Origin of the sequence: Flavobacterium arundinis (assembly GCF_038289855.1) — a bacterium.
GTDB lineage: Bacteria > Bacteroidota > Bacteroidia > Flavobacteriales > Flavobacteriaceae > Flavobacterium > Flavobacterium arundinis.
In genome coordinates this window covers 275,709-289,120 of sequence record NZ_JBBYHR010000003.1, presented here as the reverse complement: position 1 = coordinate 289,120, position 13,412 = coordinate 275,709, and the positions used below count along the sequence as shown (strand labels likewise).

Annotated in this window: 9 protein-coding genes; 8 read left to right on the top strand and 1 reads right to left on the bottom strand. The window is 35.7% G+C overall.

Annotation, left to right across the window (positions count from 1 at the left end; all coding sequences use genetic code 11):
- Positions 1–32 precede the first annotated feature (32 nt).
- Positions 33–5,189 (bottom strand): DEAD/DEAH box helicase, encoded by a 5,157-nt coding sequence (locus tag AAEO56_RS06965; RefSeq protein ID WP_341696310.1) that lies wholly within the window; start codon positions 5,187–5,189, stop codon positions 33–35.
- A 484-nt stretch (positions 5,190–5,673) separates the two neighbouring features.
- Here AAEO56_RS06965 and AAEO56_RS06960 point away from each other — a divergent pair, with 484 nt between their 5' ends.
- The 8 genes from AAEO56_RS06960 (at position 5,674) to AAEO56_RS06925 (ending at position 13,230) form a co-directional block, all read left to right on the top strand.
- Positions 5,674–6,693, top strand: a complete 1,020-nt coding sequence (locus tag AAEO56_RS06960) for a hypothetical protein (RefSeq protein WP_341696309.1) — start codon at positions 5,674–5,676, stop codon at positions 6,691–6,693.
- 148 nt (positions 6,694–6,841) lie between these two features.
- The gene (locus AAEO56_RS06955; RefSeq protein ID WP_341696308.1) at positions 6,842–7,552 is read left to right on the top strand and encodes a hypothetical protein; all 711 of its coding nucleotides are present in this window, start codon (positions 6,842–6,844) and stop codon (positions 7,550–7,552) included.
- A gap of 10 nt (positions 7,553–7,562) precedes the next feature.
- A complete protein-coding gene (locus AAEO56_RS06950) occupies positions 7,563–8,759 on the top strand; it encodes a hypothetical protein (protein ID WP_341696307.1) in 1,197 nt (398 codons plus the stop codon).
- Positions 8,760–8,802: 43 nt separating this feature from the next.
- Positions 8,803–9,291: a hypothetical protein gene (locus AAEO56_RS06945; protein WP_341696306.1), complete on the top strand. Its 489-nt coding sequence runs from the start codon at positions 8,803–8,805 to the stop codon at positions 9,289–9,291.
- 4 nt (positions 9,292–9,295) lie between these two features.
- Positions 9,296–9,625 (top strand): hypothetical protein, encoded by a 330-nt coding sequence (locus AAEO56_RS06940; RefSeq protein WP_341696305.1) that lies wholly within the window; start codon positions 9,296–9,298, stop codon positions 9,623–9,625.
- 4 nt (positions 9,626–9,629) lie between these two features.
- Positions 9,630–10,322, top strand: coding sequence for a hypothetical protein (locus AAEO56_RS06935; protein WP_341696304.1), 693 nt, complete (start codon positions 9,630–9,632; stop codon positions 10,320–10,322).
- A 9-nt stretch (positions 10,323–10,331) separates the two neighbouring features.
- Positions 10,332–11,273, top strand: a complete 942-nt coding sequence (locus AAEO56_RS06930; RefSeq protein WP_341696303.1) for a hypothetical protein — start codon at positions 10,332–10,334, stop codon at positions 11,271–11,273.
- Positions 11,263–13,230: a RecQ family ATP-dependent DNA helicase gene (locus AAEO56_RS06925; protein ID WP_341696302.1), complete on the top strand. Its 1,968-nt coding sequence runs from the start codon at positions 11,263–11,265 to the stop codon at positions 13,228–13,230. Before AAEO56_RS06930 ends, AAEO56_RS06925 begins: the two co-directional genes overlap by 11 nt.
- Positions 13,231–13,412: the final 182 nt, after the last annotated feature.

Sequence of the window (13,412 nt, the reverse complement as noted above, 5' to 3'; positions counted from 1 at the left end):
TCTTATTATTGAACCGTGAATTAATTTTAAGGTTATAATACTCTTCTAAAAATATCTTTTCTTCTATCTATTAATTTTTCCAAAGGTTCCGTATAATGCCAGCGAATCACATCGTACGATCCCTCTCTTAATATTTGATCGATCATTTCGTCACGTTTCTTTACTAGTTCTAGATCATGTACCGAACCGTCACAAAACACCAATGTAAACCCCGAACCGTTTTTATAAACAAAGTCTGCATTTATGTAATAACTATCTAGATTTACTTGCGCTCGATCTGGCAGCGAATAACCGTTTCCATGCAAATATTTAATTAGTTTTAATTCTGTACTACTGTTCTTATCATATTTATTTAATAAATAATGATAATGTGCTTCCCTATCGTTTTCATCTCCCTGTACTAACTCAATATCACAGTCCATTAAATATTCCAAGGTTTCCTTAATGATATGGCGATTAAGTTGCTGATGATAGTTTTGGTTATAATAACTTAACAAATCCTGATATGTAGCATGAGGTAATTCTTTACCCAGATTTGTTTCTTCTCTGGTTTGTAAATCGAAATGAAGAATTTCATAGCTAGTTTTAAACCATTCTTTCATTTTTAAAGGTTCAGAAATTAACTGTGATAGTATACCGAGTGAACCTTCTGACGCTTCGTGAATAAGAATATTTGGTTTTTCTTTATCTCCCATCACGCTTACTGCCATCTCACTTTCTTCCACAAGGAACAACTTCTCAATACCTCTTTTAAGTGCATAACTTAATGAAATAACCTGATTAGGGGTAGTGCCGATATTACCTAAAGGTTGAATGTACAAAACATCGGCAGTATCCTTAGTGTAAAGCATTATCTCTTTGGCATTATGTTTTAATTCATCATTATCTTTTAGACTACGCTCTTGTATCCAAACGCCATTTCTTTGATCAATCTTGAAACCGTCATTTTGTGATCTTCGTGCTTTTTTATTGACTTTTATAAGATTGGCAGTTTTACTAAAATATAATTGCAGTAGTTTTTCACCACCTTTCTTTAACACAACAGATTCTGTATTTTCAATCCCGGAAGGAAAACTAAAATAAGATAGAATTTCATAACCTGAGCGGCTCCTTTCTTCTTCAATACAAGATATTTTTTGTAATGGAATACCTTCACACTCTGAAAACTCAATAACATTGGAATACAAATCTATATTTTCTCCTTTTAACTGACTCTTACTAATCGGGTCAATATTTGCTGTCTTGATTTCATCATTGAAGTAAGCGTACCCCGTTTTGTTAGATACTAGAATTTTTTCACTAGTATTTTCAAGGTCCTGCACCATCATCCGGTTTATTCTGAATTTACTTCCTGAGTGATAGACCGTATTTGCAGGCCCAAATTCGGATAAAGCTAAAGCTCGAGGTCTTGAAAGGACTTCCACATCATCTCGATAACTTTTACCTAAAACAGCCCTAACAGGAAGGCGAGTAAAATTATAACCTGGCAAAAATCCTTCCGCGGCTAGATATCTAAATACATAAAATTCTGAATTACTGGAACTTTGCTGTTCCTCATTTTTTAATAAAGCAATTTGCTTTCGTGCAAACCGTTCCTGTTTTGCTGCTTCTTTCCTTTCTGCACTGTCAGATTTATAAGTATGATTGTCCAAAATTGCTTGAGCTTTATTTCTAAGCGTGCATGCGTTTTGAAACATTCTGATCCAACGGGTAAATGATAATACAAATTGATTGGGGAATTTTTCTATACTGTTTAGTATCCATTGTTTGGTAAACCAATTTGCTTTGTTAAGGTCGGGTATTAATGAGTAGACTATCTTTTCAAATTCTTTTAGCAAATCATTCTTAGATATAGAAATCAAATGTTCTATTCTATTTAATATATCTTTCTTAACATATACTTTTTTTTCATCTGATAAATCTAATATATCTGCTACTGAAGTTCTCAATTCACTGATCTGGAGTTCCATCAAAAGATAAGCATTCATGTGCGTTATTATGAGTTCTTCATTGACAAGATCAATTCTAGGAGGCTGGACAACACCTGCAACCATTTCTGCTGAATTCTTAAAATAATTAACGTCATGCGGTGACATTGTAGAACAATAAGTGAAAACTAAAGCTGTTTGCCCGCTTCTTCCTGCACGCCCACTTCTTTGGGCATAATTAGATGCATTAGGAGGTACATTTCGCATGTGTACAATATTTAGATTAGCTATGTCGATACCTAATTCCATTGTAGGAGAACAATACAGAGTTGAGATTTCACCTTTTCTAAATTGTTCTTCTCTTTCAATTCTTTGTGCAGAGCTAATCTGTCCTGTGTGTTCTTTTGCAATCAATTCTTTCTTGAATTTGCTAAAATCTGTTTTATATAAATTTTGGAAATAAAGATTAGGAATTAATTCGGGTAATTCTGCTTGAAAATTGAAACGTGTATGATCCAGTTTTATAGTTTTTTCATCTGATTTGACCCACAACAATTGATCAGCTCTCAGTTTATAATAATTTAATTCAGGATTTTTTTTATCCTGTTCTAATGTAATAAAGTTCGTATTGACAAGTATTAGAAGCAATTCTTGAATAAATATTTGATACTCTTCTCTATTTAATTTTTCAGAGCGATAATTGTTTTCTACGATACAACGATTGATATATTTGCCCAGATTAGACCGAAGTCCCATAGATACAAAATACTTGCCTTTTGGTCTCGGAGAAGGAATTGTTAAAACCATCTCAGCGGGTTTATCCAAAATCTCATTGTAATCTAGTGACCACAATGAATCTGGATGAAGCCTATCTCTCATTAATTCTTCGGTATTAGCTATATGTTTGAAGAATTTATGGTCAAGAGCAAAATTGGTCCTAAAATAATCTAACACGTTTCTTAAAAAGTCCTTCCGACTTTCATTCGACATATTTTTTAAAAACTCAAGATTTTCAAAACGGTTTTCCAATTCTGAAAGCCTATCCAGGTTTTTGTAATTAATTTCTAAAAGAGCAACCTGTTCCAAATTTGGCAATGTATATCGCCAACCTCTTTTTAAATCTTGAAATATCCTGTACTTCAAATAACCCTTAAGGGCATCAATATTTCTATCATCAGGAAAATCTTCATCCTGCGAAGGATATAGCGCGTAATCTTTTTCTTTTAATCCAAGACTTCTATACAGCGATTCTGCTATTTCGTGTATTTCGAGAGATTTTTCACTTTCTTTCACAGCGATGTAAAGAGCTGATCTTAGGCGAATAGTTGTATAAAAGTCATTAAAGTGCCCTGATTGTAAAGAAGCATCTTGTCTATTATCAGTAAAACTTAATAATTTTTGGTCTTGCAATTTTTCTCCCTGTTCAGCAAGGCTCTTAACTACAGCATAAGAAATTACCGAAGTTGCAGTACTTCTTCCTTCGGATCCTAATCGAGAAAGCTTTGTAAAATCATTTGTTTTACTGTCTTCATAAATAATTTGTGCCGTTGGATCAATTCTCAATCTTGCAGGAATAAAATAACCTTTAATTGGAAATTTTGGCTCGAAAGAAAACTGCCCATCACTATTAAAATATATTTGGTGTGGCATTAACATTTGATAGTAAGGAAGTAGTGCAGTTTCTTGTCTGTTCCACCATTCTGCTGGTACTAAATTGCGGAAATCAGTATTCCAAAAATTTTCACCTTCATCTAACACGATATATCCAAACTTAAAATCTTCAATATTCGGATTTTTCTGATTGATTTCTGATTTTTTCTTATTGACAAATTCCTTATTCGGTATGATTGGTAAAAATTCATTTTCATGGATATTTAATTCAACACAAAGAAATTCATAACCTGAATATCTAGAAAAAAGCAATGGGTAAAGTTTTTTTTCCTTTCCATCAACCTTAACAAATGGTTCGTCAGATGAAGTTATATATCTCGTATTTCTTGGTTCGAGAGTTACTGAAATTGAACCTGTCTGAGAGATAAATTGATGAAATCTAAAAGGAAGAAAAGATCGTCGAGTTCCCTGCAATCTATTATTTTCATTGATTCGTTCTGCCCATTTTAAAAGATTAGAAAGTACGATTCGGATTTCATCTTTTAATAATGAGGTCTCATCATGTATTTTTTCAGCAATTTTATCAATACTTAATGGCTTACCTCTTTCTAACAACTTATGATTAGATTTTAAAGCGATATTCATTTCTAACCAATTAGCAAGATCATTATTTATAAAATCTTCTTCGGATCCCTCAAAATTAACACCACTACGTATAGCAGTAGCCAGTTGAAAAGAGTTTACATGTTTAGCCATTGTACACGGCTCAAGGTACTCGTTTACAACACACTCTGGTAAAACTTCTTTGCCAAAAATCTGCGTCGCAACTTCAGACACTTTTTTCTTTTTTTCCTCTGGAGAACCTTGCGAAGCCATGGTGGCAGAAGTACCAATAAAAATTAAATCGTTTTTAACTAGTGCTTGAATCCTGCGGTTCAATAAACTCACATCAGCTCCCTGTCGCCCTCTGTAAGTGTGTAGTTCATCGTAAACAATATATTTGAGATTGTAGGTCATTGAATCTCTTAACCATTTTTCTGATTGCCGTGTCATTATTAATTCCAGCATCATATAGTTGGTTAAAAGAATATCTGGTTCCTCATTTTTTATTTGTTCCCTAGCATTTCCTGATTCTTGTCCAGTATACTGCGCAAAAGTTATTGGAAAATTTTCTCCATAAGCATTAGCATACTTTTTAATTTCTTCATATTGAGAGTTAATCAATGCATTCATCGGATAAACCAATATTGCTTTCACACCTTTTTTCTTTTCTATTCCTCTTTTAAAAAGCTCATTAAATATAGTAGCTAAAAAGGTTAATGATTTACCAGAACCAGTTCCTGAAGTTACTACAAATGCTTTATCTTCCACTCCGATTTTAATTGCTTCGACCTGATGGCGGTATAATCTATACGAACCGAAAGCATTGGGCAGATTTGAATTTATTTTGTTTTCCTGAATTAACTCATTAAAAGACTGACCCTTTTCAAAAGAAGGATTAAACTGTATAAGCGGCTCTGGTAAAATATTATTTATTAATGTAGAATTATTAACAAAATCTGAAATTCTTTCATCTTTAATATTAATAAATGACTGTAAATATGATTTGTAATCAGAAATTACTTTCTGGTGAGTTTCAAATGCATCCATTTCGGAAAGGTTTGCTGTAAAAATAGCGAATAATAGGTTAAGATGATAGTATGGTGATTGGATTAATAATATTGCTTGAAAATATTACTAATTAATCTTAATATTTATATGTTCACAAGAAATTCGCCAATAACAAAATCTATATCTATCTATTCAATCTTTAGCTTTTCTATATTTATTTATTTTTATTGCTGACTTTCAACTCACTAAAATCAACGGATTATTATGGCTATTATCTCTGTACCGAATAATCAAGATGATTTCATGTACTTAAAATTTAAAGAACTCTATCACTGCTAAAATGGTACATTAAAACCAAGATTTCATGTACTTATTTATAAGGGTAGTATCTTGGTTATATTATATAGGGTTTTACCTATTCATATTAAGGTAAAAAACCTCATAGAAAAGGAAAACAAATCTATTCATAATGAATGCTTTACGGATTTTTTGTTAATTTCGATATAACCAAACAATTGTCATCATGAACAAAAAAAAATCTTTATTTTGCATCTTAAGCATCTTTGCTTTCTTCGGTGTTAACATGAGCGCTCAGGATATCATTACCGATAACAAAGGTAAGCCAATCTTCAACATGCCTACTTCCTTGATTGCTCCCAAATTAACAGCAAACAGTGGGGGCATACGTTTTCCTATAAAACGATATAATGGTACCAACTACTTTTATTACCAGAACAATGATTCTTCAAAGCCAAAAAAATTTACTGTGCGTAAGTCCTGGAGCATTTTTGGAAATATTGAGGTTGTAAGCAATACTGCAAGTATACTGGACCTGTCTAAAAAACCAAATGTCTCGCCCCATTTCGAAATAGGAATAGGAAATACCCTAGACTCAATATATACCAATGTTTCTGACCTCGAAGATTGGTATCAAACATTTTCAGCTGCAGTTTTTATAGATTATCAGCATTTCAAAGTATATGATACACTCACGCAAACTACTGATAAATTCAGACGCTGGAGTCCCGGTATAAAAGTGACATATAATCGCTTTAAAAAAGACCTCTATGGCCTTGCTTTTACAGGGAGTTATCAAAAGAATGTCAATGTTTCTGCCCTTACATCTTATCAAAACATTACAGGAACATTTTATACTGATCCGAACGTAGCAGGTAATGGCACGGTTGACGGCTATTTTGCTCCAGCTAAAGTTGCTAACCAATTCAGATTTTCCATAGCTGCACCTATATTCTGCATACCGCCGATCTTAATCAAAGGCGCCCAATTTATGCCGGCTCCCTATTTTTTTATAACGACACCTGATTTCGGAAAGATTGAGCGCTTTGGCGGCATAACACTAAATATCCTTCCAACCAGAATTTACAAATCAGCCGCAAAAGCGTTTGCCATCACAAGCGCTTTCAGTGCTGGCTACAATATTTGGGATAGTGCCACTAAAGATAGCCAGGGTTACTTCTTCTTCTCAGGTAGTTTTAGCTTTGGAGACCTTAAACCAGCTACTAAGGAAAAGAATATTAAATAATTCTTTTGACGAAATGATCGTTGCAATTATAGATAAGCTTGCATTTGATAAATTCATAGCAATAAAATGTCAGAGGTTGCTGACAGCGCTTCTCATTTTTTAATACATTAGCTCTAACAAGTAAACGTCCCAAACTCACAATCAATACATGGCTGACAAAATAAAAGAAGAATTGCAATGGTCTGGTATCAGAGTCAAACTGAATCAGGCTTACAAATACGACGCAGTTTGGGAAGAGGCCATTCAGGTATTTGACAATCGGCTTAAGGAGAGATTTTTTTATCCTATTCAGATAATAATAGATCAAGGCGAACTAAAAGGTGAAGGTTTTGCAATGCTTACTGTGCAATGTGCATTGATGGAAACCTTTGCAGCTTTCCGGTTGGGAAAAATTTTCAACCATAATAGAAAAGCACCAGCCTCAGTACATGAGTATTATGCAAGTAAAAATATGTTTACGAGCTTTTTGCAGGACGCAGAAATTTTCAGGAATCATTTTTGGACCGAAGTAAACGGTCAAAAGATAATTTTAAACCCACCTTTTGCTACAGATAGCTTTTATAGTGATGTCCGTTGCGGACTGATGCATGAAGCCAGGACTAAAGGCAATTGGCTAATTAGAGCTGCACCAAAGTCGATGTCTGTGAAAAATGAGACACAATTTATAGTCGCGCAGAGTGATATGAATATTATATATCGGACTACACTTCACTACAGGTTATTGCACTATTTTGAAATATATAAAGACGATCTACGTCAAAATGACCAAGCAGGTCAATTGCTAAGAAGAAATTTTGCACGTAAACTCGATCACCTTTTTGATTTCCCCGCAAACACAGCCTATGAATGGTGGACATAAAAGAAAATAAATGAAACATGAATCTAAAGGGGACGTAGGAGAAAACTATGTTAACCAGTTAGCGTATATATCATATTTAAAATACTGGTGTTATCCTAATCCAATGGATATTACCGGTGATAAAAAAGAAATTTGTGATCTTCTAATTGCATTTCGCGATGTACTCATCATTATTTCCGTCAAAAACTACAACTTTAACGGTAATTACGAACGCTATAAAAGAAAAGTCATAGAGAAATCAACCAAGCAGCTTAATGGCGCTGAGCGAAAACTTTTTGGTTCTGGGCGTGACATCTATATACAGCATCCTGACAGGGAACCAGAGCTTTTTGACCCCAAACAATACTCAAAAGTTTATACGATTACCATTAATGCCGGGGAGCAGTTTGAGCATTATGAGCTAAGTGATAACCCCGAAAACAAAGGGTTCATTACAATTCTTAACAAAGAAACCTTTGAGGCGATAATACAGGAACTAGACACCATAAAGGACTTCGTTGAATACCTTGACGAGCGCGAGAAATTACTGCTATCTGATCGCACAGTAACATTGAAATGTACAGAAAGAGATTTACTTGCTGTTTATTTAACCAATGCCCGGGAGTTTCCACAAGATTATACTTCGCGCAGATACAAAGAAATCATTCTCAGCCTGGAAGGAGCCTGGGAAAGCTATGATAAAAGTCAATCAGCTTTGCTCAAACGTAAGGCTAATAAAACCAGCTACTTTATTGATCAGTTAGTCAGAGAGGATATCCTAAACTTACCAGGGGGAGAAACTTTAGCTCGTGAGCTTATGAATCTCTCCAGGACCGAAAGGCGAATGGTAGCGAATACACTATTCAATCTGGTAGGTAAATACCAGGATCTACCCGGGATCTTGGCTCGCAGCTACTCGGAGTATAACGGAATAGGGCATCTTTTCATATACTATCCTCCCGAAGAAAATGAAAAAACCGTCGATTGGGTGCTACAACAAGCATTACCAATATATGCACACAAAACCAATCATAAAGAAAAAGAAATTATTCTTCTGGCCGCAACTAAAGACCTTAAAAATTGGAAGTTCGGAATGTTTAAGACTGATCCTAATGCTTCTGATGAAGCAAAGAAACATATAGAGGCTCTAACCGAACAATTTGGCTGGTTTAAGGACATGAAAGCTATTTATCACGTTGAAAAAGAATATCCAGATGAACAAGATTAGAATTTTTATTAATAGGATTTTGCGGTTTTTAAAACTGAACTTTATGTCCATTTTTTTTGCATTGGCCTTTCTTGGCGCTATACGACTATATACTGTAGCTGTGATTGATTCTACCGCATTTGCAGGAGGGCTGGCTGCAGTTGCAACTATGTACTATGGTAGCTTGAAGATAAGGATGGATAATGATATTTTGTTTAAAGAATTATTCAAAAGCTTTAATGACCGATATGACAGTCGTTTTAATAATCTAATTAACGACCTTAAAGCTGATGAATCAATTTCTCCTAATCCAGAGCAGAGAAATGTAATAATCGACTATTTTAACCTTTGCGCAGAAGAATACCTGTGGAAAACAAAGAACCGCATTCCTGGTGACGTGTGGAAAGCCTGGAAGGCAGGTATACTAGAAAATTTGAAGATATCGCAGGTCAAAAGCATCTATGATGCGGAAACGGCCACAACCGCTGGTCGTAATTCCTATTACGGGCTCTACGAGGAATTAACAGTAAATGATCAACCCTTAAATATCTAAATTAATGAACTTATTCTCAAAAATCTTCGGCAAGAAGAAACAGCAACAGGTTGCGCAGCCGCTAATTCCACATTTGGCAGACCCACAAGATATTGTGACAAACATTTCCTCATTGCGCGGTCAGGGAAGGTATACCGAAGCGGTCAAACTATTCGAAGATTCTTCTGAACTTCTTACAGGAACCGATGCCGAGTTGGTGGCGCTGACAACAATCATTAAAGCTGCTGATGAATCTAGTGACGATGTTAACATTATAAAATATGCAAAGCGACTAAAGCAACTTGAACCGGGACATCCATATGTCGCACAGATATCAAAAAAGCATAAATTCTAGAGTAATGAAATACTTTAAAGTTGTTTCTCCTCTAAGCGGCCCTATTACTATCGACACCTCCGTTTCTAATTATGGCGAGAGCTTAGCAAATCGTCAAAATTATGACAGATTACTTGAAATTATTACCCAGTCATCAGAGAAATACGGATTCCCGCTTGATATATATTTTACACTCAATAATGCGATTGCCTTGAGTGGCAATGATTACCTCAGGAATTTTCCGCCTCACAAAGACGACGTTTACAATCTTTCTTTTCTTTGCACTAGCCAAAACCGAAGAGACATTCTAATGGATAGAGAAGATTTAATACAATTTATCAAGGATATTGATCAGGCGGGAATAAGCCTTTTTGACGAAGGCAATTATCTCTGGGAGTACATTTATGAGAAAGTAAGGGCATTGAAATATCCACACCTTCCTGCTCGGCACCAGTCTATATTTTTATTTGAAACCGTACAAGACTGCAATTATTTTATGAATAAGCACGGCATGTTTGGTGCTATTTGTCAGGTTGATATTATTCAGCAGGATGCTTTATTTCGCGGAGATATGAATATATATGACGAGATTCCGAATCATTTCAGCTACCAGCAAACATTTGATGAAGCATCAAGATACTGGGATGCAAAAGTATCAAATCAACCCGTTTACGAGATTTTGTTTCAGGGAAAATGTACATTCACCCCTTATCCTTAACCGCTTATCATGATAAAAAAACAAGACAGGAACCTGGGCCAAAGAGCCTACGAACCAGTACATATGAATACCGTCGTTTCTGAGATAAAAAAATCCTTCCCATTACATTTCAGCCAATTCAAAAAAGGCAATGAAATCCACAATGCGTTGATGGATAATCCTAATTTTAAAGTTATAGTTAAAAGCAAGCCATCTTCTGCAAAGGATGTACTTTCTAAAGCCTTTCAGAAATCAATTGATGAACTTACAAAGAACCAGCCGGTATACAGTAAGTTTTTTGATATGGAAAGTCTGGATGAGGATCAGGATGACCCAAACGCTTTTAAGAAGGGACTTTCAAAGCAAATATCCATTATAAATCGTTGCCTTAATTCCAAGGCAAAGGAAATGGAGCGCTATAAAAGTGAATTTTTTAGTAAATCTGGCCGAGAAATGCTTGATGTTACTACCGCTATCATTGCCTTTGGAAATGAATATGCCCGCACCTTCGATGAGAGGAGACACGAGGCTGCTATAACGGTAGGAGATCTTGGTCTGTCTGCACTTCTCGAAGAGCAATATGTCTCTTATAACGTAATAGGAGGCGGTATAAAATCTAATTTTTTGCACACCCTATTTCCTAACGCCTTTGCCTATAGAAGCCAAAATGCACTTTGGGCGCTTTGGTACTTAACAGGCAAGAATGACTTTGGTTTTATCGACGGTTCTGAATTTTTGATGCTGGATCCTTCCAAAGGAACTACACAACAAAATTACCACTATCCTTATGACCTCTTTTGTTTTTACGCCTTACAACTTTACATGCTTTTAAAAAATGCCTGTAAGTACGAAGGAGTATTGCTTCAGGATAAGTACCGTTATATATACCTCGATACATTCCTAAACAGTATTGCAGATATCGAACACTTGGAAATTAATGACTTAAAAAAATCCGGAGATTATGCAGGCTAAAATCCAGGATACATTTCAGACCCATTTTTCATCGGTAGGAGAATCCTTAAAACCGGAGCAGGAAAAGGTTGTCCTCAGTTTACTTAATGGACATAACACCCTATGTTTGATGCCTACAGGTGGCGGAAAATCATTGTGTTACTGGGTTGCTGGAAAAGCGCTTGAAACGACCACGCTTGTAATCTTTCCCTTGACAGCATTAATGGACGAACAAGCTGATAAGTTAAGGAAGCATAACTGCACAGTAACTGTATTGCACAGTGGAATTAATTCCAAAGACCAATACCAAGAACTGCTTTCCCTTTACGGTCGCCATAGACCGGAATTCATTTTTGTATCACCTGAACGCCTTGCAACAGATGGTTTTTTAGAATTTATCCTCCTAAGCACACAGGAACATATAAAACTGGTGGTAATCGATGAAATACATTGTATTTCGCAATGGGGATTTGACTTCAGGCCATTTTATAAAGAAATACCATCTTTTCTGAATACGGTTTTTGGAAATAAAAAGCCATTGATCTTAGGCCTTACAGCAACAATTGGTGAGAAGGATACTGAAGAGATATGCCGGGACTTCAATATTGCTAAAAAGCACATTATCCGTAGCCCATATCTCCTGCGCTACAATATCAGTACAAAAATTATCAAAGTGGAGAATGAGGATCAAAAAGATTTCCTCCTATGGGAAACTCTTGAAGAAAGAAAAACCGAAAAAATCCTTGTTTATATTGACAGGAAAGCAGGAACACGTTCGACAGAATATTTTTGTGAACTAGCTAAAGAAAGGGGATTCGCCGCCGATTATTTTCATGCGGATCGTAACTCGAAAGAGAAGGCTGAGATTATAAAGAAATATAAAGAAAACAAAATAACACTGCTTTTTGCGACCTCGGCCTTTGGAATGGGAATTGACATTCCAGATATCAGGGGCGTGATTCATTACCTCCCTGTGGACAGCGTTGAGCAGTATTACCAACAGATCGGCAGGGCGGGGCGAGATAAAAAAATGGCGTGGGCAAAATTATTTTATTCCGATACTAATCTAAAACGCAGGCGAACTAGGTTCATAAACGGTTCGTTTCCTGAAGAGGAAGATATTACAACTACCTTTACCGTGCTTACTGATAATTCCATTGGTAAAAAGACCGTTAATTATTTTCAGGAGGAAAAAGTTCAAGTAGCCTACCAGTACCTTTTAAACTGCGGGCTTATTAAAGTAATTGCAAAAGGAATCCAAAGCCTCGAATCATTTGAAGCAGTTAATGATTTTTCCCAATTCCAGGACTATCTGAATGCAACAAAAAACAGAAAACTCATCACAACAGCAAGGAAGCTGAGAATTGGCGAAAAAGATATATTGCAGACCATATTCAGCTGGCTAGCGGATGGCAAAATTAAGGCCGTTAAAGCTCCAGATAAGTGTCTTGTTATAGAGTCGTTTACGGATGCCATAAATAACTCGGATATGGAATTTATTCTGGCAGACATTGAAACAAAGAGACAATACAAAAATACAAAGTACGATGACTTTATTGCCATTCTTGATAATTTTACAAGCCAGTCTGCCTTTCAATATGAAATAGGGCGCTACCTTGGTATTGGACGTTTCGAACTGGGACGTCAGCACCAAACCTTATCAGGACACTTGGTGCGCTCTAAGTCAGAGGTAATTATTGCTAATATTCTCACTGAACGAAATATTAACTTTGAATATGAACCTATGCTTTTTTCTGTTGACAGAGAACTCTACAGTCCTGATTTTGCCATCGCACACAATGGTAAAGTATATTATTGGGAGCATCTGGGAATGCTTGATAATGAAGAATACCGATCCAACTGGAAAATCAAGAAGCAGTGGTATGATCTTAACTTTCCAGGCCAGCTTATTACAACCGAAGAAAGTCCAATTCTAAGCCATGCGGCACAAGACCTTGTTAATCTTTATTTTTTGTAAATATAATTATAACAGTCCGGCGTAGGCTATTCAATGTCTTTTGGGAATAGCTGGAAAAATTAATTACGTTGACCCCCTCCGCTAAGTTCAGATAGCTATCTAATCGATTATACTTGAATACAAACAGAGTGCAATCCTAAATTGGTGGTAAGGGGGCAATTATGTTAGGTTTATACACCAAG